Source organism: Pseudarthrobacter sp. rb (assembly GCF_056389225.1).
The window spans coordinates 345,050-367,805 of record NZ_JBWJAR010000001.1; the positions used below are offsets into that span (position 1 = coordinate 345,050).

18 protein-coding genes are annotated in these 22,756 nt (G+C 68.1%); 8 read left to right on the forward strand and 10 right to left on the reverse strand.

The window, feature by feature from the left end; translation table 11 throughout:
• Position 1: 1 nt before the first annotated feature.
• Positions 2–2,641 carry a nitrite reductase large subunit NirB gene (nirB, locus tag ACWRN3_RS01510; RefSeq protein ID WP_476739681.1) on the reverse strand — a complete coding sequence of 880 codons (2,640 nt, stop codon included), beginning with the start codon at positions 2,639–2,641 and terminating at the stop codon, positions 2–4.
• 259 nt (positions 2,642–2,900) lie between these two features.
• Between nirB and nirD the strand changes: the two genes are divergently transcribed.
• Positions 2,901–3,281, forward strand: coding sequence for a nitrite reductase small subunit NirD (gene nirD, locus ACWRN3_RS01515; RefSeq protein ID WP_476739682.1), 381 nt, complete (start codon positions 2,901–2,903; stop codon positions 3,279–3,281).
• A gap of 49 nt (positions 3,282–3,330) precedes the next feature.
• Here nirD and ACWRN3_RS01520 read toward each other — a convergent pair whose 3' ends face one another.
• On the reverse strand, positions 3,331–5,079 hold the full coding sequence (locus tag ACWRN3_RS01520) for a phospho-sugar mutase (protein WP_476739683.1): 1,749 nt from the start codon (positions 5,077–5,079) through the stop codon (positions 3,331–3,333).
• Between the two features lie 57 nt (positions 5,080–5,136).
• Entirely contained in the window at positions 5,137–5,955 is an 819-nt protein-coding gene (locus tag ACWRN3_RS01525) for a purine-nucleoside phosphorylase (protein WP_159632475.1), read from the reverse strand.
• 104 nt (positions 5,956–6,059) lie between these two features.
• On the opposite strand from ACWRN3_RS01525, the gene ACWRN3_RS01530 reads away from it, so the two are divergent.
• The 6 genes from ACWRN3_RS01530 (at position 6,060) to ACWRN3_RS01555 (ending at position 10,978) form a co-directional block, all read left to right on the forward strand.
• On the forward strand, positions 6,060–7,475 hold the full coding sequence (locus ACWRN3_RS01530) for an NAD(P)H-quinone dehydrogenase (protein ID WP_224025491.1): 1,416 nt from the start codon (positions 6,060–6,062) through the stop codon (positions 7,473–7,475).
• Positions 7,476–7,524: 49 nt separating this feature from the next.
• Positions 7,525–8,283, forward strand: a complete 759-nt coding sequence (locus ACWRN3_RS01535) for a prolipoprotein diacylglyceryl transferase (RefSeq protein ID WP_476739684.1) — start codon at positions 7,525–7,527, stop codon at positions 8,281–8,283.
• Positions 8,280–8,636, forward strand: a complete 357-nt coding sequence (locus ACWRN3_RS01540; protein WP_476739685.1) for a hypothetical protein — start codon at positions 8,280–8,282, stop codon at positions 8,634–8,636. Before ACWRN3_RS01535 ends, ACWRN3_RS01540 begins: the two co-directional genes overlap by 4 nt.
• Before the next feature lie 109 nt (positions 8,637–8,745).
• Positions 8,746–8,991 carry a hypothetical protein gene (locus ACWRN3_RS01545; RefSeq protein WP_255174920.1) on the forward strand — a complete coding sequence of 82 codons (246 nt, stop codon included), beginning with the start codon at positions 8,746–8,748 and terminating at the stop codon, positions 8,989–8,991.
• Between the two features lie 16 nt (positions 8,992–9,007).
• Entirely contained in the window at positions 9,008–10,594 is a 1,587-nt protein-coding gene (locus tag ACWRN3_RS01550) for a radical SAM protein (protein WP_476739686.1), read from the forward strand.
• Between the two features lie 9 nt (positions 10,595–10,603).
• Complete coding sequence (locus ACWRN3_RS01555; protein WP_476739687.1) at positions 10,604–10,978, forward strand: hypothetical protein; 375 nt, start codon at positions 10,604–10,606, stop codon at positions 10,976–10,978.
• 41 nt (positions 10,979–11,019) lie between these two features.
• On the opposite strand, the gene ACWRN3_RS01560 is transcribed toward ACWRN3_RS01555, so the two are convergent.
• The 4 genes from ACWRN3_RS01560 to ACWRN3_RS01575 form a co-directional block, all read right to left on the reverse strand.
• Positions 11,020–12,477, reverse strand: coding sequence for a benzaldehyde dehydrogenase (locus ACWRN3_RS01560; RefSeq protein ID WP_476739688.1), 1,458 nt, complete (start codon positions 12,475–12,477; stop codon positions 11,020–11,022).
• Between the two features lie 139 nt (positions 12,478–12,616).
• On the reverse strand, positions 12,617–14,176 hold the full coding sequence (locus ACWRN3_RS01565; RefSeq protein ID WP_476739689.1) for an FAD-dependent oxidoreductase: 1,560 nt from the start codon (positions 14,174–14,176) through the stop codon (positions 12,617–12,619).
• Positions 14,173–16,341: a molybdopterin oxidoreductase family protein gene (locus ACWRN3_RS01570; protein ID WP_476739690.1), complete on the reverse strand. Its 2,169-nt coding sequence runs from the start codon at positions 16,339–16,341 to the stop codon at positions 14,173–14,175. The genes ACWRN3_RS01565 and ACWRN3_RS01570 overlap by 4 nt, the downstream gene beginning before the upstream one ends.
• Positions 16,342–16,393: 52 nt before the next feature.
• On the reverse strand, positions 16,394–17,815 hold the full coding sequence (locus tag ACWRN3_RS01575) for an MFS transporter (protein WP_307488526.1): 1,422 nt from the start codon (positions 17,813–17,815) through the stop codon (positions 16,394–16,396).
• A gap of 277 nt (positions 17,816–18,092) precedes the next feature.
• Here ACWRN3_RS01575 and ACWRN3_RS01580 point away from each other — a divergent pair, with 277 nt between their 5' ends.
• Entirely contained in the window at positions 18,093–19,502 is a 1,410-nt protein-coding gene (locus ACWRN3_RS01580; protein WP_159632465.1) for an MFS transporter, read from the forward strand.
• A 57-nt stretch (positions 19,503–19,559) separates the two neighbouring features.
• On the opposite strand, the gene ACWRN3_RS01585 is transcribed toward ACWRN3_RS01580, so the two are convergent.
• The 3 genes from ACWRN3_RS01585 to ACWRN3_RS01595 form a co-directional block, all read right to left on the reverse strand.
• Complete coding sequence (locus ACWRN3_RS01585) at positions 19,560–20,291, reverse strand: glutamine amidotransferase (protein WP_224025498.1); 732 nt, start codon at positions 20,289–20,291, stop codon at positions 19,560–19,562.
• A 108-nt stretch (positions 20,292–20,399) separates the two neighbouring features.
• Positions 20,400–20,837, reverse strand: coding sequence for a YybH family protein (locus ACWRN3_RS01590; RefSeq protein WP_159632463.1), 438 nt, complete (start codon positions 20,835–20,837; stop codon positions 20,400–20,402).
• Positions 20,838–20,855: 18 nt separating this feature from the next.
• A complete protein-coding gene (locus ACWRN3_RS01595) occupies positions 20,856–22,667 on the reverse strand; it encodes an acetyl/propionyl/methylcrotonyl-CoA carboxylase subunit alpha (protein WP_476739691.1) in 1,812 nt (603 codons plus the stop codon).
• Between the last annotated feature and the right edge of the window lie 89 nt (positions 22,668–22,756).

The window sequence follows — 22,756 nt, forward strand, 5'->3', positions numbered from 1 at the left end:
GTTATGCCTCGTTTCCAGAGGTGGTCGTGGTGGTGCGGACCGGGATGGAGGCCCCGATCAGGACTTTCCCCTTCTCCTCCGCAGTGGCGGGCCGCATCTGGCCGCGCTCGTCCGGAACGAAGGTGATGGAGTCGTCTTTTTGGTCGGGTGCGTTGACGAACGAGCGGAACCGGCGCAGGCGCTCGGGGTCCTTCAGGGTGTCAGCCCACTCGTCGACGTAGGTGTCCACGTGCTTGGCCATGGCAGCCTCGAGGTCTGCGGCGATGCCCAGCGTGTCCTTGACCACCACGTCCTCCACGTGTTTGATGCCGCCGTCGAGCTCTTCCTGCCACCGGGCCGTGCGCTGCAGGCGGTCCGCCGTGCGGATGTAGTACATGAAGTAGCGGTCGATGTACTTGATCAGGGTCTCGTCGTCCAGGTCCTTGGCCAGCAGCTGTGCGTGCGCCGGCGTGGCTCCGCCGTTGCCGCCCACATAGAGGTTCCAGCCGTCGGCGGTGGCGATCACGCCCACGTCCTTGCCGCGGGCCTCGGCGCATTCGCGGGCGCAGCCGGAGACGCCCATCTTGAGCTTGTGCGGGCTCCGCAGGCCGCGGTACCGCAGCTCCAGCTGGATGGCCATGGCCACGGAGTCCTGGACACCGAACCTGCACCAGGTGGAACCGACGCAGGACTTCACCGTGCGCAGGCTCTTGCCGTACGCCTGGCCGGACTCGAAGCCGGCGTCCACCAGTTCCTTCCAGATCTCCGGGAGCTGTTCGAGCCGGGCGCCGAACATGTCGATCCGCTGGCCGCCGGTGATCTTGGTGTACAGGCCGTACTTTTCGGCGACGGCGGCTATTACTCCGAGCTTCTTCGGGGTGATCTCGCCACCGGCGATGCGGGGGACCACCGAGTAGGTGCCGTCCTTCTGCATGTTCGCCAGGGCACGGTCGTTGGTGTCCTGCAGGGTTCCGCGGCCGGCGTCCAGCACGTAGGCGCTGTTCTGGCTGGCCAGGATGTTGGCAATGGTGGGCTTGCAGATGTCGCAGCCCGCGCCGGTGCCGTACTTGGCCATGATCTCCTCGAAGGAGGTCAGCCCCAGGACACGGATGGCGTCGAAGAGTTCTTGCCGGGACAGTTCGATGTGCTCGCACAGGGCCTTGGAAACCTCGACGCCGGACTTGGTCAGCTCAGTTTCCAGCAGCTTCTTCAACATCGGCACGCAGGAACCGCACTGGGTGCCGGCACGGGTGCAGCCCTTCAGCTCGCCCAGCTCCTGGACGGGGGCGTTGCCCTCGCAGGCGCCGCAGCCGTTGATGGTGTCCCGGATGGTTCCCGCGGTGACGTTGTTGCAGGAGCAGAGGGTGGCGTCGTCCGGCAGTTCGGTTTCCGGAGCGTCCCCGCCGCCGGCCGCGCTGAGGAACGCGCCGGGCTCGGCGGGAAGTTCGCGGCCCAGGAGCGGGCGCAGGCTCATGTACGGGGAGGCGTCGCCCACGAAGATGCCGCCCAGGAGGGTCTTCGCGTCGTCGGTGGTCACGATCTTCTGGTACACGCCGCGGGCGGGGTCGGCGTAGACGATTTCGAGGGCATGTTCGGTGCGGGCGAAGGCATCGCCGAAGCTGGCAACGTCCACGCCTGAGAGCTTGAGCTTGGTGGCCGTGTCGAAACCCGGGAAGGTGGCGTCGCCGCCGTGGAGCCGGTCGGCCACAATCTCGGCCATGGTGTTGGCGGGCGCCACCAGGCCCAGGCACATGCCGCCGAAGTTGGCCACTTCGCCAATGGCCCAGATGCCCGGTACTTCGGTGGCGCAGTAATCGTTGATGACCACCCCGCCGCGGGGGCCCAGGCTGAAGAGCTGGTCTTCGCCCTCGGCGGCGCGGAAGAGTTCGTCGCGGGGTTTGACGCCGACGGCGACAATCACCAGGTCTGCCGGGATGACGCGTTCGTCAGCCATGAGCACTCCGGTGACCTGGCCGTCGTCGTCCGCCAAAATCTCGGAAGGGAACACACCGCCGTGGACCTCGAAGCCTTTCGCCTCGATGAGCCGGCCCAGGGCCTGGCCCGCACCCTCGTCCAGCTGGGTGTTCATCAGCCAGGGAGCCCCGTTGATGACGACGGGGGTGGCGCCGAGCTGCTCGGTGCCGGCGGCCGACTCAAGGCCCAGGAGTCCGCCGCCGATGGTCACCGCGTTGATCTTGCGGCCGAGCTTTGCGGTGAGTTCGGCGATGGCCTTGTTGATGGCCCACACGTCCTCAAGCGTCCGGTACACGTGGGCGTGCTCAGCACCGGGGATGGGCAGGCGTACAGCGTCCGAGCCCGTGGCCACCACCAGCTGGTCGTACTCGTAGCTGTGGCCGGCGGCGGTTTCCACGCTCTTTGTTTCCGGATTGATCTTCACCACGCGCTCGCCGGTCTTCAGGACCAGCGAGCCGTGGTCCCACATGGAAGCGGTGCCCAGGGTGAGGTCCACCCCGGCATCGGTGAGGGCCTTGGAAAGTGCCACCCGGTCGTAGGGGAGGTGGGCTTCCTCGGTGAGGACCGTGACATGCCAGCCGTCGAGGCCGCGGGCATGCATGGCGTCCGCAAAACGGTGGGCCGCTGGGCCGCCGCCGGCGACGACGATGCGGCGCGGAGTCTCTGTGCTTGAAGTCTGTTCGGTCACTGTGGGCCTTTCGCATGGGCCGCAGACGGTGCTCTGCAGCTTGTGCATCCAGCCTAGGAAGGGGCAGTTTCGCCTCAGTTTCCCAATTGTTTCGTCAACTTAACTTCTGCATCACGAACGCATTTCCGCCCGCGTTAGGTCTCTTTTACGCGCCGGACACATTCACCGCACCCCTTTGAAACACCCGGACCCTAGCGTGGGACACGGCCGCAAAAGCTGCCAATGCAAGGGACAACAGGCACAGGGAAAGGAGCCGGACATGACGGCAACACTTGAACTTGGGGCGCTCGCCGCCGAATCAGACACCGCCGGGTTCGGGACCGGCTGGCACCGTGTCTGCATGGTGGATGACCTCGAACCGGCATGGGGCGAGGCCGCCCTGGTGGCAGGCTGCCAGGTGGCACTGTTCCGCACCGGCCCCAGCGAAGTCTTCGCCGTGGCGCATGAGGACCCCGCCACCGGAGCCCACGTCATGGCCCGCGGCATCCTCGGCTCCAAGGGCACCCGCCCCACGATCGCCTCGCCGCTGCACAAGGAGGTCTACGATCTGGAGACCGGTGAATGCTTCACCACTCCGGGCCTGCGGCTGGCAGCGTTCAGCACCCGTGTCAGCGACGGCTTCGTCGAGGTGGAGCTCTAGGATTTTCCGCAGGGTAAGGGCGCGCCGAAGAGGCACGCCCTTTCCCCGGTTAAAGTCCCAGCGCCTCGCTCACGTCGTGGAGGACTTCATCCAGCGAGGCGCGTGCCGCCTGGCGTGCCGCCGGCAGTTCCGCGGCGGAGCCCACCTGGTGGATGACTTCCAGGTAGCACTTGAGTTTGGGCTCGGTGCCGCTGGGCCGGATGATCACGCGGGTCAGGTTCCGGGTGATGTAGAGCAGGCCCTCCGTGGGCGGCAGCTGTGCGCTGCCTTCGGCCAGGTCCGTGAACACCTCCACCGCTGACTGCCCGAACGACTCCGGGGGGGAAACCCGGAGGCGGTTCATCATGGCGTCCAGCAGTCCCAGGTCCGCAACCCTGATGCTCAGCTGGTCGCTGGCATGCAGGCCGTGCTGGAGGTACTGCTCGTCCAGGGTGTCGAAGACCGTCTTGCCTGCGGCTTTGGCGGTGGCCGCGAGTTCGGCGATCAGGACCGCGGCGGAAATGCCGTCCTTGTCCTTCACCTGATCCGGCGCGACGCAGTATCCCAGCGCCTCCTCGTACCCGTAGACCAGCCCCGGGACCCGGGAAATCCACTTGAATCCGGTCAGCGTTTCCTCATGGTCGAGTCCGGCGGCCGCGGCGATGCGAGCCAGCAGGCGGGAGGAGACTATCGAATTGGCGAACACACGGCGGCCGTCAGCCTCCGCAAGGGAGTCGCCGTCCGCGAGCCGGGCCACCATGTGGGCGCCCAGCAGGGACCCCACTTCGTCCCCGCGGAGCATGCGCCACGCGCCGGTGTCGGGGTCCTTGGCCGCCACGGCAGCCCTGTCGGCGTCGGGGTCATTGGCGATGACCAGGTCGGCGTCCAGCCGCGCCGCTGCCTCCAGGGCAAGGTCCAGTGCGCCGGGTTCCTCCGGGTTGGGGAAACTGACGGTGGGGAAATCGGGGTCCGGATCGGCCTGCTCGGCCACCACGGTGACATCCGTGAAACTTGCCGCCTTGAGCACTTCCAGCGCCGTCCCGCCGCCGACGCCGTGCAGCGGGGTCAGGACAATCCGGAGATCGCGGGCCGGAAAGCGCTCCGGCATTGCGAGTGCCGCCGTCGCCCGCTGGTACTCGGCGGCGATGGAGCCGTCCAGGACGGTCCATCCGTCCCCTGCCAGCGCTATGGACTCCAGCGGCCCCACGGCGCTGATGCGCGCGGCGATTTCGGCATCATACGGCGCCACGATCTGGGCGCCGTCGCCCTCTGCCGTTACCGCGTTCCGCCCCAGGTACACCTTGTACCCGTTGTCCTGCGGCGGGTTGTGGCTGGCGGTGACCATGACGCCGCCGTCGCACTCCAGGGCGCGGACAGCGTAGGCCAACAGGGGAGTGGGGAGGGCTGCCGGCAGCAGGAAGGTCTCGATGCCGGCCGCGGTGAAGATCGCCGCCGTTTCCGCGGCGAAAATATCCGAGTTGTAGCGGGCGTCATAGCCGACGACGGCACGCGGCCGGGTGCCGGCCGCCGCCTTGGCCACGGCCTCCACCAGGAACGCCGCGAGTCCCGCTGCAGCCCGGCGGACCACCACCCGGTTCATCCGGTTTGGGCCGGGGCCCAGCGCGGCCCGCAGTCCCGCAGTGCCGAACTGCAGTGTGCCGCGGAAGCTGTCTTCCAGTTCCTGCCGGGCCGCGGGATCGCCATCCTCCACGAGGCGGACCAGCTCCAGGAGCGACGCCTCCGTTGCGGGATCCGGGTCTTGGGCAGCCCATTCGCGGGCTTCGGTGAGCAGGCGAAGTTCGGCATCGGAAGACGTCATGGGCATAACGCTATCGTCATTGCCCGCCCACGTGGCGCACCCCGGGCGCCTGACCCGTTAGAGCCGGGCGATGATGTCAGCCAGCAGCCTGGAAATGCGCGGGCCCGCTGCCTGGCCGGACTCGATGACTTCCTGGTGGCTGAGCGGCTGGGGGCTGATGCCTGCCGCAAGGTTGGTGACCAGCGAAATGCCGAACACCTCCATGCCGGCATGACGCCCTGCGATGGCCTCAAGCGCCGTCGACATCCCGATGAGGTCCGCACCGATCCGCTTGGCATACTGCACCTCCGCCGGGGTCTCATAGTGCGGGCCGGGGAACTGTGCGTACACGCCCTCGTCCAGGGTGGGGTCCACTTCCCGGGCCAGCCCGCGGATCCGCGGCGAATACAGGTCCGTCAGGTCCACGAACGTAGCGCCTTCCAGCGGGGAAGCGGCGGTGAGGTTGATGTGGTCTTTGATCAGCACCGGGGTGCCGGGGGCCCAGTCCTCGTTGAGGCCGCCGCAGCCGTTGGTGAGGACGAGGGTGCTGCATCCGGCAGCCGCAGCGGTCCGGATGCCGTGCACCACGGCGCGGACGCCCCTGCCCTCGTAGTAGTGGGTGCGCGCGCCCAGGACCAGGGCGCGCTTGCCGGACGTGGTCAGCACGGAACGGATGGTGCCAACGTGGCCTTCCACGGCGGGGGCGTGGAAGCCGGGAACTTCCTCGGCGGACAGCGTGGCGGTGGTCTCGCCGATCAGGTCTGCGGCCTCGCCCCACCCGGAACCTAGAACCAGGGCGGTGTCATGGCGGTCCACTCCGGTTTCTTCCGCAATGTAGTCCGCGGCGGCGCGGGCGGCGGCGAACGGGTCAGTGTTCAGGAAGTCTGTTGTACTCACCAGTACAAGTTATCCTGCCGCCCATGTTGCCCCGGTCACGGCAGGCCCGGAAAGCACCCTGGTTTCTTGGTGGTCCGGCCGTAAATGGGAGAGAATGGATGACTGTGACTACGCATCCAGATTTCAGTTCCCCCCGGATCGCAATCCTGGGAGGTGGTCCCGGTGGATACGAAGCTGCCATGGTGGCCGCCTCTTTGGGGGCGACCGTTACCGTCATCGAACGTGCCGGGCTCGGTGGATCCGCGGTGCTGACCGACGTAGTCCCCTCCAAGACCCTCATTGCCACGGCCGACCTCATGACCCGCGTCGCGGAAGCCGGCGAGCTGGGAGTGAAGTTCGACGTCGACGGCGGCGACTTCGTCCCGGTCATGCGCGCCGACCTCAAGCACATCAACGACCGCCTCCTTAACCTGGCCCGCAACCAGTCCCGGGACATCCGCGACGGCCTGGAGAAACAGGGCGTGCGCATCATCGAAGGCTCCGGCCGGCTCCTGGACAGCCACCGGATCGAAGTCCTGACCGTGGACGGCACCGAAACCGTCGAAGCCGACACCATCCTGCTGGCGGTAGGCGCGCACCCCCGCGAGCTGGAAACGGCCCGCCCGGACGGCGAACGGATCCTGAACTGGACGCAGATCTACAACCTCGACGAGCTGCCCGAGGAGCTCATTGTGGTGGGGTCCGGCGTCACCGGCGCCGAATTCGCGTCAGCCTACAACGGCCTGGGCTCCAAGGTCACCCTGGTCTCCAGCCGTGACCGCGTGCTGCCCGGCTCAGACGTTGACGCCGCAGTGGTCCTGGAGGAAGTCTTTGAACGCCGCGGTGTGCGGGTCCTGTCCCGCTCCCGCGCCCAGACCGTGGAACGCACGGACGATGGCGTGGTGGTCACCCTCTCCGACGGCACCAAGGTGACCGGCAGCCACTGCCTCCTGTGCCTTGGCTCCATCCCCAACACTGCCGGGATTGGCCTTGAGGAGGCCGGCGTGGCCGTGAGCGAAAGCGGCCACATCAAGGTCGACGGCGTCTCCCGGACCACGGCCCCGAACATTTACGCCGCCGGTGACTGCACCGGCGTCCTGCCGCTGGCCTCCGTGGCCGCCATGCAGGGCCGGATCGCGGTGGCGCACTTCATGGGCGACGGCGTCACCCCGCTCAAGCTCCACCAGGTGGCCTCCAACATCTTCACCTCACCGGAAATCGCGAACGTGGGCGTCTCCGAAGCCGAGATCGAGTCCGGCAAGTACCAGGCCGACGTCATCAAGCTCTCCCTGCGCAGCAACGCCCGCGCCAAGATGCGCAACGCCAAGGACGGGTTCGTGAAGATCTTCGCCCGGAAGGGCTCCGGCACGGTGATCGGCGGCGTGGTGGTGGGGCCCAACGCCTCCGAGCTGATCTTCCCCATTTCCATCGCGGTCAAGCAGAAGCTGCACGTGGACGACGTCGCCAGCACCTTCACCGTGTACCCGTCGCTCACCGGATCCATCTCCGAGGCAGCCCGCCGCCTGCACGTCCACATGTAAGGGCCGAAGGGCCCGCATTCGGTGGGCGTTCCGTTGCTACACTCTGCCCATGATTGGGCTTCCCCTGGCGGGAAACGCGCTGGTGCATGCCGGCATGGTGGGGCTGGGCATCGGTGCAGCCCTCTTGTTCTACGCCTATGAGAAGCGCCGCCGTGGCCTCACGGACCCCCGCTTGTGGCCCATCGCCGGTTTCGCCGTGGCCTTTGGGGGCATCGGCTCCCGCGTGCTCACCTGGGACGTATCCCGGCAGGTGTCCCTGGCGGACTGGTGGGGCAACGGTGACCGGAGCATCCTCGCCGGCCTGGTGGGGGCGTGGTTCGGCGTCCACCTTGGCAAACGGCTGACCGGTTACAGGGAGTCCACGGGAGACCTGCTGGCGCCTGCGGTGGCCCTGGCCTTGGTTATCGGGCGGGTGGGCTGCCTCCTCACCGAGCTCCCGGGCACCCCCACCGGCGGATCCTGGGGCATCATCCTCACCCCTGCCCAGGCTGCGCTGGCCGGTGCCCCGGCGGGAGTGGCCCTCCATCCGTCCTTCGCCTACGAGATCGCCTTCCACCTGGCCGCCTTCGCCCTGATGTGGCGTTACCGGGACGCCATGCCCCATCCCGGTGACCTCTTCATCTGTTTCGTCAGCGCCTACGCCGTCTTCAGGTTCTTCGTCGAGTTCGTCCGGGGAAACGAGGTCCTCTGGCTTGGCCTGAGCCGCCCCCAACTGTTCCTGCTGGCGGTCCTGCCTTTACTGGCCTGGCGCGTCCGGCGCGTGTTCAGGAAGCCCGTCCGCCCTGCACTGGAAGGAACCGTGGCATGAGCGGAGAAACCCCCGATGGGCCACTGCAGCCTCCTCCACGGCGGCAAGAGAACGCCCAGGACAACGAACCACGGGGCGGGTCCCTGGGGCTGGGGGCCGTGTTTGGCGCCGTGGCGCTGTACGCGGTCTACGTCCTGGGAACCATAGCCCAAGGGCCCTATGCCTGGTCCGCAAGCGTCCTCGCCGTACCGGCGCCCTTCATTCCCATCGTCCTGTACCTGGCCGTGGCGATCGTGCTTGCAGTACGGCGCCGGACGTCGTTCTGGGGCGCAGGCCTGCTGATCGGCCTGGGCGCTTTTGTCTTGCTCGGCGGCGGTCTCTGCATCAGCTTCCTTGTCCAGGTCCGGGCTTGATATGGACGATGACCAGGAGGCTCCGCCCCCTCCGAAGGAGCCCCACCGCCCGGGGCAGCAGCGGCAACCGCGGCGCGGCTACTTGGGCCCGGGCCTCACATTTGGCGCCTTGGCGTTGTACATCCTCTACCTTTGGGCAACAATCGGCGTCGGTGCGCCGAATTCCTGGGCGACCAGCATCCTGGCCGGACCCGCTGCCTTTGTCCCCATCGCCGTCTACCTGGGACTGGGCATTGCCCTTGCCGTGCGCCCCGATACCGCGCGGACCGGGGCGGGGATGCTGATTGGGCTGGGCATCTTCCTGTTGCTCGGCGGGGGACTGTGCGTGGGTGCCCTCGCACAGACCAGAGTCTGAGAAGGAGCACTGATCAATGAGGTCTCGAGAGTTGCCAGGGCCCGGCCAGCCGCTGCGGGGTGACCGGATCCACCGCTACGTCACGGCGTTCTGCCCCCGTTGCCATGAAACCAACCCTCCACTCAGCGAGGTCCGGCGGCTGTCCGGGGCGCTGCTGATCCACGGCGGGCGGGTGTGGCTTGAACGAGGTTGCCCGGACCACGGTTTGGTCCGCACGCTCTACGACGAGTCCCCGGAGATCCTTCGCTACCTGGAGAAATGGCAGGCGCCCACCAAGCAGCACGTTCCTGACCGGGCAGGCAATTTCCGTCCCATCCCCGAGGCGTATGCCTACGGGCTTCCCCCCATGCAGACCCAGCACACCTGCATCCTGCTCCAGGACATCATCGAGCACTGCAACCTGAAGTGCCCCACCTGTTTCACCGCCTCCGGACCGCAACTGCAGGGCGTGGCTCCGCTTGAGGAGGTGCTGGCCAATATTGATACCCGCCTGGCACGCGAGAACAACCGCCTCGATGTGCTGATGTTGTCTGGCGGTGAACCAACGCTGTACCCGTACCTGGCGGAGCTGCTGGACGAACTCGTGGCCCGGCCGATCGTGCGGATCATGGTGAACAGCAACGGCATGCTGATAGCCACTGACGACGAACTGCTTGCCCTGTTGGCGCGGCACCGTGACCGCGTGGAGGTGTACCTCCAATACGATGGCTCTTCCAGGGAGGCATCAATCCACCACCGGGGCGGCGACCTGACCCGCTACAAGGATGCGGCCATCTCCCGCCTGTCCGCGGCCGGGATATTCACAACCCTGACCATGACGGCATCCCTGGGGGTCAACGACAGTGAGATCGGTGACGTGGTGATGCGCGCCCTGGAGACCCCGTACGTGGGCGGCGTGGCGCTGCAGCCCGTGTTTGGATCCGGGCGCGGGCACGGCATCGACCCCCTGGACCGGCTCACGCATACCGGCGTCCTGGACAGGCTCGAGTCACAAACCGGTGGTGTGGTCTCCTGGCACGACCTCACGGCACTGCCGTGCTCCCATCCGCACTGCGCATCGGTGGGCTACATGCTCAAGGACGACGCCGGCACCTGGCGTTCACTGGCGGCGCTCATAGGCCACGACCAATTGCTGTCGTGGCTCGAACTCAATCCTGACAGCATCGCCAACCGGATTGCTGACAGCGCCATCCCGCTGGAACTGCGGAACCTGATGAAGACCTCTCTGCTGGACCTGCTGAGTGAGCAGTCGTCCCTGTCGCACCCACGGACCATGGATCTTTGGAAGAACATCTGCACGCAGTGCGATCTTGGCATCGGAACGCTGACCACTTTGGCGGCAGGCAAGCTTCCGGGCCAGCAGCAGCGCCTGCGCCGGCTCCTGGCCGAGCGGGTTACCCGGATCATGGTCAAGCCCTTCATGGACATGTCCACCATGATCGAGGAACGGCTCACCCAATGCTGCGTCCACGTCGGAACCAAGGGCGACGACGGGGAGCACCAGTGCGCGCCCTTCTGCGCTGTCCAGGCATGGCCTTCCCTTGCCCGGCAGCGGATGAGCAAGGCGACCGGCGCACGGCTGCTTCCGGTGCGCCAGGTTTAGGGAGGATTCATGGACCCGGCCTCTGATGCCCGGCGCATTGCTGGAGGACCTAAGCCGTCCCAACTGGTGCGCCGACACGCCGCAGCGCACTCCACCCCGCAGGGTCCGGGCACCCCCGCACCCACCGGCCAGGCACCGTATGATCCGCTCCGGTTGTGCATTTTTGCCACAGTTGCGCTGCTGGGGTGGCTGGCGGGACCTGCCGCACTGGCGGTCTTCGCCGGCCTTGGGTTTGCGGGGTACTGGAAGGCAAGGCGGCGGGGCCTGGCACGGTCCAAATGCTTCCTGCGCGACACGCGGCTCGTGCTCACTTATCTGGGTGCCCTCCTCGCCGCGGGCGCTTACGGAGTCTACGTATTGGCGGGGCAAATATTCGGGCTGTGACAGGTAACCGGAGGGCTGCCCGCCCTAAGACGGGAACGGGCCTAGAACGGGTACGGGGCGATGTCCGGTCGCATGGTGAGCCACTGGATCTCGGTGAACGATTCCATGTTGGCGTGGTGGCCGCCGATCCGCGAGCCGTTGCCTGAGTTCTTCGTTCCGCCAAACGGGGAGTTCGCCTCATCGGAGACCGTCTGTTCGTTGATGTGGACCTTCCCGGAGTCCAGCCGGTCGGCGATGGTCATGGCCAGTCCGACGTCGCCCAGGATCCCGATGGACAGGCCGTACTCATTGTCGTTGGCCAGCGCCACAGCCTCATCCACGGTGGAGAACTTCATCACCGGGGCCACGGGGCCGAAGATTTCGTCCTTCCAGGCAGGACTGTCAGTGTCCAGGTCTACCAGCACGGCGGGCTGGTAGAACCGGCCATCGTGGGTTCCCCCGGCGGCGAGCCGGGCGCCCGCCTGGACCGCGTCCTGGACGATCCCGTCCACCCGCTGCAGCTGGCGCTCATCAATGACCGGCCCCAGCGCCACGGTGCCGCTCTTCGGATCTCCCACGGGCAGGTGGGCCGCCTTCTCCGACAGGGCGGCAACGTAGTCGTCGTAGATGTCCTCATGCACGATGTGGCGTCCGGCAGCCATGCAGATCTGGCCCTGGTGCATGAACGAGCCGAACGCCGCCGCGGAGGCCGCCTTGGCCAGGTCGGCGCCGGGGAGCACGATGAGCGCATTGTTGCCGCCGAGTTCAAGGTGGGCACGCTTGAGCAGGCGGCCGGCCGTTTCACCGATCTTCCGCCCGGCCGCCGTCGATCCCGTGAAAGCGATCACGCGGACCTCGGGGGCTTCGACGACGGCGGCTCCGATGTCGGCGCCGCCGGGCAGCAGGGAGAGCAGGCCCGGCGGAAGCCCGGCCTCCTCGAAGATGCGCATCACGGTCACGCCGCCGCAGACCGCGGTCCGCGGGTCCGGCTTGAGCAGCACGGCGTTACCCAATGCCAGGGCAGGGGCCACGGCGCGGATGGAGAGGATCAGCGGGAAGTTGAACGGCGCGATGACAGAGACAACACCCACCGGACGGCGCCGGGCAAAGGACCAGCGGTTTTCGTTGGACGTCAGCACGTCACCGGCAGGGAGCGAGGGCAGCGCCGACGCGTCGTAGCATTCATTGGCTGCGATATGCGTCTCCAGCCCTGCCTTGGGCGGAATGCCGCCTGATTCGCGCACAATCCAGTCCTGGACCTCGGCAGCGTGCTCCTCCCAGAGCTGTCCGGCGCGGCGCAGTACCGCTGCCCGGTCCTCGGGGTTGCGGGCAGCCCATTCCTTTTGCGCCTTCGCGGCGGCGGTTGCGGCTTCGCGGACGTCCGCCACGGAAGCCACGCCATAGCTCCCCAGCTGCCCACCGGTAGCCGGTTCCATGCTGGGGGCGGCCCCACCGCCGCCCGCCCGCCAGCCGTTGAGGTAGATTTTGCCTTCCCAGAGGGCGGAGTCGAGCAGGGACATGGGGTAGTCCTTTCGTTGTTCCGAACGGCAGGCGTCCGGCCCGGAAGATGGGCGCGCGGGTCAGTCCCGTCCATCACATGCTGCGCGGACGCCGCCGTCAAGGCCCCTCACCGGATCAGGGGCCAAAGCCCCGCAGCCGCTATGCCGCTGCCGCCTGGAAGTGCTGTTCGATCAGGCCCTTGATGTCCTCATGGCAGCCACCGCACCCAGTGCCGGCGCGGGTGGCCCTGGAAACCTCGGCCACCGTGGAGCAGCCGTCAGAGGCTGCCGCCGTGATCGTCGCCCCGCTGACCCCCGCACACCGGCAGACGGTGCCGGCGGGGTCGGCAGCCCCGGCCCCGGGCAGCTGGTCCGATCCATCCAGTCGCAGGAGCAGTGACCGGTCCGCGGGCAGCTCGGCGCCCCGTTCAAAAAGCCCCACGAGTTCGGCCGCGGTCCGGGGCATGCCCACCGCCACCAGGCCTTCCAGCACACCGCCCCGGGTGGTCATCTTGACGTACCGGCCGTGCTCCGGATCGGCCCACTGCGACACCTGCAGGCGCGGCCTTCCGTTGACCGCACCGGCCGTGAGGGCTTCCTCGTCCCACGGCTCGGCAGCGTTGTCCCCGGCCACGGCCATGTTCATGCCCCGGGCCTTCAGGACCACGACGCCGGGCTGTTCCGGCGGCAGCGCAGGCAGCACTTCTGCGTCCGCTTCCGCCCCTTCGGCCAACAGGGTGAGGTAGCCGGCCAGCCATTCGGCCTGCCGCCAGCCCGGACCCACCAGCCCGGACGGTCCGGAGGCGTTCCGGCACGTGGCGCAGCCCGGATCCGGGCAACGGACTTCGGCGCAGTCGCCCATGGCAAAGATGTGCGGCTCGTGGTGTGCCCGCAGCCTGTGGTCCACCAGGATGCCGGCGCCGGTGGAGAGGCCGCAGCCTTCGGCCAGCTCGGTCCGGGGACGTACGCCGCACGAGATGACCAGGAGGTCGCCGTCGATCGCCGATCCGTCATCCAGCAGCAAAGCCGAGAACCCGCCGTCGGGCGCGTTGTGCTCAACGCCGGTGGACCGGGCGTTGCCGGCCACCCGGACGCCGCAGCGGCGCAGCCCTGCGGCCAGGACCGCCCCGCCGCCGCGGTCGATGCTGCGGCCCAGCGGGTGCGGGCCGTTGTGGACCACGGTGACCGTGGCACCTTCCTCAGCGGCGGCCAATGCGGTTTCCAGGCCCAGGACGCCTCCGCCCAGGATCACCACGCGCTTGCCGCCGGCCACCGCCTGCCGCAACACCTGGGCGTCGCGGAGGTCCCGCAGTGCCGTGACTCCGGCAGGCAGCACGGGGGAAGACGGGTCCGGATTGATGCCGGTGAGGTTGGGAATCACCGGCCGGGATCCGGTGGCAAACACCAGCCGGTCGTAGTGCACGGACGCGCCGTCGGACAGGGCCACCTGCTGCCGCGCCCGGTCCACGCGCTTAACCCGGACGCCCAGCCGGACGTCCACTCCCTCGGCAACCAGCTCGGCGTTGTCGGCGAGGGCAAGGGCGTCAGCGGTGGTCCGGCCGACGCCGAGATCGGCCACCAGGACGCGGTTGTAGGCGGCCTCGGCTTCCTGGCCCACCACTGTGAGCCTGGCGTGTCCGCTGCGCACGGCGGGCAGGAGCTCGTCCACCAGCCGGGCGGCCACGGGGCCGAATCCCACAATGACAATCTGCTCGCTCATGAGGCCTCCGTCGTTTGAAGCATGCGGGCGGATTCGGGCGCGGCCACGGGCCGGACCCAAACGGTGTTGAACTTGAACTCGGGCATCCCGGAGACCGGATCCGTCGCCGCTTCCGTCAACCGGTTGGCGCTCTCAGCCCCGGGAAAGTGGAAGGGCAGGAACACCGTTTCCGGGCGGATCGCGGTGCTGTGCTCGGTCCGGCACACCACCTCGCCGCGCCCGTTGGACACCGACACCAGTGTTCCGGCGGCGATGCCCATGGCGTCGGCCGCCGCCGGGTGGATCTGCATCCTGGCCTCCGGCTGGGCGGCGGCGAGCTCGGCGACCCGGCGGGTCTGGGCGCCGGACTGGTAGTGCTCCAGGAGGCGGCCGGTGATGAGGGTCATGGCTGTGCCGGCGGGGCCTGCTGCGTGCCCGGCGGCTTCAGCTGCGGGAGCCCGGCGGCGGCGCGGCGCCACCGGGACCATGACCGCCTTGCCGTCGGGGTGGGCGAAGCCGTCCCGGAACAGCCGGGGCGTTCCGGTGCTGCCGGCCGGGTACGGCCAGTAGGCGGCCTCGCCGCGGTCCAGCATGGCGTAGTCGATGCCGGAGTAGTCGGCCAGGCCGCCCGCGGAAGCCAGGCGGAGTTCCTCGAAGACGGTTTCCGGATCGTCGCTGTAGGTGGACGGGGCGTCCAGGCGCTCGGCCAGGCGGGCCATGATCCAGAGTTCGCTGCGGGCACCGGCGGGAGGGGAGATGGCACGGCGGCGGCGCAGGACGCGGCCTTCCAGGTTGGTCAGGGTGCCTTCCTCCTCGGCCCACTGGAGGACGGGAAGGATCAGGTCCGCCTCCGCAGCGGTCTCGGACAGGAAGAAGTCGCAGACCACCAGGAAGTCCAGGCTCCGCAGCCCCTCGATCACGGCGTTGGCGTCAGGTGCCGCCACCGCGATGTTGGAGGCGTGGACAAAAAGGCACCGGACGCCGTCGGGCTGTCCCAGTGATTTCAGGAGCTGGACGGCGGGCAGGCCGGGGCCGGGGATGAGTTCCTCGGGGATGCCCCAGACCGCGGCGACGTGCGCGCGGGCGGCGGGGTCGGTGATCTTGCGGTAGCCGGGCAGCTGGTCGGCCTTCTGGCCGTGCTCGCGGCCGCCCTGGCCGTTGCCTTGGCCGGTGAGGGTGCCGTAGCCGCTGCGGGCGGAGCCGGGCAGGCCCAGCATGAGGCTGAGGTTGATGGCCGCGGTGGCGGTGTCCGTGCCGTCCACGTGCTGTTCCACGCCGCGGCCGGTAAGGATGTAGCTGCCGCCCTTGCGGGCGCCTGCGGCAAGCATCCTGGCGGTTTCGCGGATCAGGTCCGCGGGGACGCCGGTGATGGACTGGACGCGTTCAGGCCAGAAGGCGTTCACGCTGCGGACGACGGCGTTGTAGCCCGAGGTGCGCTCCTGGAGGTAGGCGGTGTCCACCAGGTCCTCGTGGATGACCACGTGCGAAAGGCCCAGCAGCAGGGTGAGGTCGGTGCCGGGAAGGGGCTGGAGGTGGAGGCCGGCGCCGTCGGCCGTGAAGGCCGCGGTGGCGGAGCGGCGGGGATCCACCACAACCAGCCCGCCGGCGTCGCGGGCTCCCTGCAGGTGCTGGACGAACGGCGGCATGGTCTCGGCAACGTTTGAGCCGAGCATCAGGATGGTGCTGGCGGTGTCCAGGGCCTCGAGCGGGAACGGCAGCCCGCGGTCCACGCCGAAGGCGCGCATTCCCGCTGCGGCCGCGGAGGACATGCAGAACCTGCCGTTGTAGTCGATCCGGGAGGTGCCCAGCGCCAGCCGGGCGAACTTGCCCAGCTGGTAGGCCTTTTCATTGGTGAGGCCGCCGCCGCCGAAGACGCCGACGGCGTCCGCACCGTACCGGGCGCGGGCGTCCTTGACTGCCGCAGCGGCGAGGTTCAGGGCCTGGTCCCAGCCGATGGGACGGTGGATCCCGTCAGCACCTCTGAGCAGGGGCTCGGTGATCCTGCCCGCGTGGTTCAGGAGCGTGGCCGAGGTCCAGCCCTTGCGGCACAGGCCGCCGCGGTTGGTGGGGAAGTCCCGGCCGGCCACGTCCAGGACGGGGGATGCCTTGGAGCCGGCAGGTGCAGGAGCGGGGCCTGGCCCCGGCTGCGAAGCCGGGGCCAGGTCCGCCGGGGACGTGAGCGTCATGGCGCACTGCAGGGCGCACTAAGGGCCGTGCGTGTCGGCGCTTTTTGTCATGTTAGACGTGTCCCATCGCGTTCCGGCCGGCGTTGCGGATGTAGCAGGTCCAGCAGACCACCAGCATCAGGACGTAGGCGCCGACGAATCCGTAGAAGGCCGGGGTGTAGGAGCCGCTGGCGGTGCTGGAGGCGTTGAGTACCTGGGGAATCACGAAGCCGCCGTAAGCGCCGATCGCGGAGATCAGGCCGAGGGCCGAGGACGCGAGCCGCTGGGTGGCCACCGGGTTTGCACCGTTCCGGGCAGCCCGGCTGGAGGTGGCGAAGATGACCGGAATCATCCGGTACGTGGCCCCGTTGCCGAAGCCGCTGGCAGTGAACAGCATCAGGAAGAGGACCAGGAAGAGCAGGAAGTTCTTCAGCGGCAGGGTCCAGATCATGGTCAGCGTGATCACGGCCATCGCGGCGAAGGCGGACACGGTCATCCGGGCCCCGCCCATGCGGTCCGCCATGCGGCCGCCGTAGGGACGGGCCAGCGAACCCACCAGGGGGCCGAGGAAGGCCAGGGACAGGGCCACGGTTCCCACTCCAATGGAGGAGAACGCGGGGAAGTAGTCCTTGATCAGCTTGGGGAACACGCCGGCGAAGCCGATGAAGGAGCCGAAGGTGCCGATGTACAGCAGCGCCATGATCCACAGGTGCGGTTCCTTCAGTGCAGCGACCGAGCCGGCCACGTCACCCTTGGCGCTGGTGAGGTTGTTCATGTACTTGAAGGCGCCGAATGCGGCCAGCAGGATGAAGGGGACCCACATCCAGCCCGCCAGGGGAAGGTTGACGGTGCCCGCGGCAAGCAGGGTGATGACGATGGGAACGGCAAGCTGTGCGACGGCGGCCCCCAGGTTTCCGCCCGCGGCGTTCAGTCCCAGCGCCCAGCCTTTTTCCCTGGCCGGGTAGAAGAACGTGATGTTGGCCATCGAGCTGGCGAAGTTGCCGCCGCCGAAGCCGGCGAGGGCAGCCACGAGGAGCATGACACCGAACGGTGTGTCCGGGTTGGAGACGCAGAGGGCCAGCCCGGTGGAGGGGATCAGGAGCAGCAGGGCGGAGACGATGGTCCAGTTGCGGCCGCCGAAGCGGGGGACCATGAAGGTGTAGGGGATGCGGAGGGTGGCACCCACCAGGCTTGGCATGGAGATGAGCCAGAAGATTTCCGAGGTGGAGAAGGTGAAGCCTGCGGCGGGAAGCTGGACCACGACGATGGACCACAGCTGCCAGACGACGAAGCCGAGGAACTCGGCGAAGATGGACCAGTTCAGGTTGCGGCGGGCGATGGCCCGGCCTGCGGCCTCCCACTGTTCCTTGTTCTCGGCATCCCAGTTGGCGATCCAGCGGCCGGGGCGGAATTCAAGGGCGGGGGCGTCAGTAGTGCGGGTAGGGCCGGGCTGTGCGCTGGCGGATACGGCATCAACGGTGCGGTCAACAGTCACGGGTTACCTCCTTCGGGGGATGTTGTTCCTCCAAGGTAGGGACGGCGCGTTTCGCGGACAGTCGATGTTTGTTAACGCGCTGTGACTTTTGCCTATCCGGGCCCGCCATGCGGCGTGAGGCGGTGCCAGGGCCCGGAATATGAGATGCACAACACAGGTCCGCATTGTGGACGTTTCGTCCATTGACTGGACGCGGCGAAGTAAGATCGAACTCTAACTATTCGCGCCGGGAGGCAGCACTGCCTGCGCCCGGCCGATCTCACGAAAGCGTTTACCCATGTCATCCACCGATACCACCAAGGTGCCTGGTTCGCACCAGCCGGTGAACTCCCGCGGCCGCGTTATCGTGGCCAGCCTGATCGGCACCACTGTGGAGTTCTACGACTTCTACGTCTATGCCACGGCCGCCGTGCTCGTGTTCCCGAAGCTCTTCTTCCCGGGCGCGAACGAAACCACCCAGCTGCTGAGCTCCTTCGCCGTCTTCGGCGTGGCCTTCGTTGCCCGCCCCCTCGGCTCGATCGTCTTCGGGCACTTCGGCGACAAGTTCGGCCGCAAGGGAACCCTTGTGGCGTCGCTGCTGACCATGGGCATCGCAACCTTCCTCATCGGCTGCCTGCCCACGGCGCTGGTTCCGGGCTGGGAGTTCTGGGCGCCGGCCATGCTGGTGGTCCTGCGGTTCGCCCAGGGCCTGGCCCTCGGCGGCGAGTGGAGCGGCGCGGCCCTGCTGGCCACGGAGAATGCCCCCGCCAACAAGCGCGCCATCTACGGCACCTTCCCGCAGCTCGGTGCCCCCATCGGCTTCATCATTGCCAACGTCATCTTCCTGGTGGCCAGCTACACCCTGACCCCGGAAGCTTTCCAGGCCTGGGGCTGGCGCGTCCCGTTCCTGCTCAGCGCCGTCATGGTGATCCTGGGCCTCTACGTCCGGCTCAAGCTGATCGAAACCCCGGCCTTCACCAAGGTGGTGGAATCGAACGAGGTAGCCAAGCTTCCGCTGGGCCGGGTCTTCAAGTCCAGCTGGCGCCAGCTGATCCTGGGCACCTTCATCATGCTGGCCACGTATGTGCTGTTCTACCTGATGACCACGTTCACGCTGACCTACGGCACTAAGCCGACTTTGGAGGGCGCCAAGGCCGCAGCCGAAAAGGCCGGCAAGCCCATGTCCGAAGCCGCTGCCGCCGCGTTCGTTCCGGGCCTTGGCTACAGCCGCAACGATTTCCTCTGGATGCTGATTGCCGGCGTCGTATTCTTTGGCATTTTTACCCTGGTCTCCGGACCGCTGGCCGAGAAGTACGGCCGCCGCAAGATGCTCATGGCCGTCACCGCCGGCATTTTCGTCTTCGGCCTGCTGTTTGTCCCGCTGTTCAGCGGCGGCTTCGTGGGCACCATGGGCCTGCTGATCCTCGGGTTCTCCCTCATGGGCCTCACCTTCGGCCCCATGGGTGCGCTGCTGCCGGAACTGTTCCCCACGAACGTCCGGTACACCGGCTCAGCCATCAGCTACAACTTCTCCAGCATCCTGGGTGCCGCGGTGGCCCCGTTCATCGCCGTCGCCCTGTGGGAAGCCGCCAAGGGCAGCCCGCTGCTGGTAGGCATCTACCTGACATCCATGGCTGTGCTGACCCTGATCGCGCTGTTCCTCACCCGTGAGACCCGCGACCTGGACTACGAGAACAACGTCGCCTGACGCTTCGTTTGCCCCAATGCCCGGCGCTGCCTTTCGGCACGCCGGGCATTGCCGTTTTTACCGGGCGTAGCGGGCCACGAAGTTCTTCAGTACGGCCATGGGCTCGGTGACGGTGAACCGCCGTGCGGCAGCCATGAGCTCCTCGGCGGACTCCGGTGGAAAGTACCCGGCGTCCCGGTAGATATCGATCCGCGTCACCAGCCCGTCGGCGTCCAGTTCGGGGTGGAACTGGGTGGCGTACAGGTTGGTCCTGATCCGGAACATGTGGACCGGGCAGGTGGCGGCCCGTGCCAGGAGGACAGCGTGCGGGGGCAGCGAGCTGACGGCCTCCTTGTGTCCGGTCAGCGCCGTGAACCGTTGGGGCATTCCCTGCAGGATGGGGTCCTGCAGGCCTTCGCGGGTCAGCTCCACTTCCACCGCGCCGAGGGGCTCGCCATAGGTCCGGTCGATCACGGCGCCCTGGTGGCTCCCGAGGGTGCCCACCCCGTAACAGGCGCCAAGGAACGGGAAGTCGCGGGCCACCAGCTGGTCCAGCAGTGCGGCCAGCTCCTGCTCTACCCGGTGCTGGACCGTGCTCTTGTGCTCCGGCGGGTCGCTGGACGTGAACGGGCTGCCGCCCACGATGACGCCGGAGTACCTGGAGAGGTCCAGCGGGGGCAGGGGAGCGGCTTCGAGCCGGATCCGGTGCAGCTCCCGCTCCTCCAGCCCGCCGTACCTCAGGTACGCGGCGTACTCGTCCTCAGCGGCGGCGTCTTCCGCGCGGGAGGCCAGGAGCAGGAAAGGCAGCATGTGCTAAGTCTGCATCCTGCCGGCGCCGCCTGCCAGCATTCGAGCAGCGGTCACCGTGCCGGCAACGGGCCCCGCCGGGCACCCGCAGGCACCCGCGGGGCAGCCGGCTCAGGCCGGAGGCTGCGTGAGCGAGCGGCGGGACTGCGGCCGGGCGGCGGGGTCCGCGTGCCGGTGCACCAGCTTCCAGTAGCCCTCCTCGCGGCGGAAGATGCTGGTCACGCGGAGCGCGAACTCCTCCGTGGCGGCGGCGCTGTCCAGCCGTGCCCGGAAGTGTTCGGTCTCCACCAGGTATGCGGTGTCGCGGGCCGTGTAGGAGGTGACGGTGTCGAAGCCCAGCATCTCGCCGTCGCGGAACTGCCGCGCGGCCTGGTCCAGCCGCGCCTCCACCTGCGCCCAGCCGCGGGCTATGCCGCCGAACGGGTTGGCCAGGGTGACGTCATCCAGCCGGGAATACAGGTCCTTGATCGGCGCCGGGTTTCCCCGGGTGATTTCAGGGACCGCCTGGTGGTAGCGGTCCACTTCTTCCTGGAAACTTGGTGCGAGCATGGCTGCGTGTGCCGCTTTCTAGTCTTCGATGGTGGCGATAATGGCGCCCGCGGACACCGTTTCGCCCGCCGTTGCCGTCAGGCCCGTGATGGTGCCGGACCGGTGCGCGGTGAGGGGCTGTTCCATCTTCATGGCCTCGAGGACCACCACCAGGTCGCCTTCGGTGACCACGTCCCCGTGCGCCACGGCCACCTTCACGATGGTGCCCTGCATGGGGGAGGTCAGCGCATTGCCGGTGGCCGCAGCCGGACCGGCGGAGCGGGAGCGCTTCTTGGACTTGCCCGGCTTGCCTGTGGCGGCCGAGGCCGTTCCCGGGGTGCCCAGGGATGCGGGGAGGACCACCTCGAGGCGCTTGCCGCCCACTTCCACCACCACGCGCTGGCGCTCCCCGGCGGAGCCCTCGCCGTCAACGGCAGTGTCCGGGGTCCAGGCCGGCAGGTTGTTGGTGAACTCGGTTTCGATCCAGCGCGTGTGGACCGTGAAGGGCCCCTCGGCGGGTGCGAAGGCTGGATCCGTGACCACTGCGAGGTCGAACGGGATGACGGTGGGGATGCCCTCCACCACCATTTCCTCCAGCGCGCGGCGGGCGCGCTGCAGGGCCTGCGGGCGGCTGGCACCGGTGATGATGAGCTTGGACAGCATGGAGTCGAAGTTCCCGCTGATGACGTCGCCCTGTTCCACGCCGGAATCGACGCGGACGCCGGGACCGGTGGGGTTCTTCAGGACGCGGAGCGTGCCGGGGGCGGGCAGGAAGTTGCGGCCCGGGTCCTCGCCGGTGATGCGGAACTCGATGGAGTGTCCGCGCACCTCGGGATCGCCGTAGCCCAGTTCCTCGCCGCGGGCCAGCCGGAACTGCTCGCGGACCAGGTCGATCCCGGTGACTTCCTCGGAGACGCAGTGCTCCACCTGCAGGCGGGTGTTGACCTCGAGGAAGGAAATGGTCCCGTCCTGGCCCACCAGGAATTCGCACGTGCCGGCGCCCAGGTAGCCGGCCTCCTTCAGGATCGCCTTGGAGGATTCGTAGAGACGGCGGTTCTGGTCTTCGGTGAGGAAGGGTGCCGGAGCTTCCTCGACGAGTTTCTGGTTGCGCCGCTGGAGGGAGCAGTCGCGGGTGGACACCACTACCACGTTGCCGTGGGCGTCGGCCAGGCACTGGGTTTCCACGTGCCGGGGAGCGTCCAGGAAGCGCTCGATGAAGCATTCGCCGCGGCCGAAGGCGGCGGTTGCCTCGCGGACGGCGGATTCGTAGAGTTCGGGGATTTCCTCGCGGGTGCGGGCTACCTTGATGCCGCGGCCGCCGCCGCCGAAGGCCGCCTTGATGGCCACCGGCAGGCCGTGCCGGTCCACGAACTCCAGGACTTCCCCGGCGGATTCGACGGGGTCGGCGGTGCCGGGGACCAGGGGAGCGCCCACCTTTTCGGCGATGTGCCGGGCGCGGACCTTGTCGCCCAGGGCGGAGATGGCCTCGGGGGAGGGGCCGATCCAGGTGATGCCCGCGGCAATCACCTTGGCGGCGAACTCGGCGTTCTCGGCCAGGAAGCCGTAGCCGGGGTGGATGGCGTCGGCGCCGGACTGGCGGGCGGCGTCAATGATCTTGTCCATGACCAGGTACGACTCGGCAGCGGTTGTCCCGCCCAGGGCGTAGGCCTCGTCAGCGAGCCGGACGTGCAGCGCATCGCGGTCCGGGTCAGCGTAGACGGCCACGGAGGCGATGCCTTCATCCCGGGCCGCCCGGATGATCCGCACGGCGATTTCGCCGCGGTTGGCGATCAGCACCTTTGTGAGGCTGGGCTGCGTGGTTCCTGCGGACTGCTCCAAATTTGCTGACAAGGCGTCTCCTTCTTTCCTTCAGGGAGCCTAGCGCGGTTTTGGAGGTTCCGCCGATATTACTTGCGGAATCCGCGTGTAAACCGGCCCGC

Coding starts and splice junctions, on each gene's coding strand:
- nirD (WP_476739682.1), top strand. CDS start 2,901: ATGACGGCAACACTTGAACTTGGGGCGCTCGCCGCCGAATCAGACACC.
- ACWRN3_RS01520 (WP_476739683.1), bottom strand. CDS start 5,079: ATGACGTCTTCCGATGCCGAACTTCGCCTGCTCACCGAAGCCCGCGAA.
- ACWRN3_RS01535 (WP_476739684.1), top strand. CDS start 7,525: ATGATTGGGCTTCCCCTGGCGGGAAACGCGCTGGTGCATGCCGGCATG.
- ACWRN3_RS01540 (WP_476739685.1), top strand. CDS start 8,280: ATGAGCGGAGAAACCCCCGATGGGCCACTGCAGCCTCCTCCACGGCGG.
- ACWRN3_RS01550 (WP_476739686.1), top strand. CDS start 9,008: ATGAGGTCTCGAGAGTTGCCAGGGCCCGGCCAGCCGCTGCGGGGTGAC.
- ACWRN3_RS01555 (WP_476739687.1), top strand. CDS start 10,604: ATGGACCCGGCCTCTGATGCCCGGCGCATTGCTGGAGGACCTAAGCCG.
- ACWRN3_RS01560 (WP_476739688.1), bottom strand. CDS start 12,477: ATGTCCCTGCTCGACTCCGCCCTCTGGGAAGGCAAAATCTACCTCAAC.
- ACWRN3_RS01565 (WP_476739689.1), bottom strand. CDS start 14,176: ATGAGCGAGCAGATTGTCATTGTGGGATTCGGCCCCGTGGCCGCCCGG.
- ACWRN3_RS01570 (WP_476739690.1), bottom strand. CDS start 16,341: ATGACGCTCACGTCCCCGGCGGACCTGGCCCCGGCTTCGCAGCCGGGG.
- ACWRN3_RS01580 (WP_159632465.1), top strand. CDS start 18,093: ATGTCATCCACCGATACCACCAAGGTGCCTGGTTCGCACCAGCCGGTG.
- ACWRN3_RS01585 (WP_224025498.1), bottom strand. CDS start 20,291: ATGCTGCCTTTCCTGCTCCTGGCCTCCCGCGCGGAAGACGCCGCCGCT.
- ACWRN3_RS01590 (WP_159632463.1), bottom strand. CDS start 20,837: ATGCTCGCACCAAGTTTCCAGGAAGAAGTGGACCGCTACCACCAGGCG.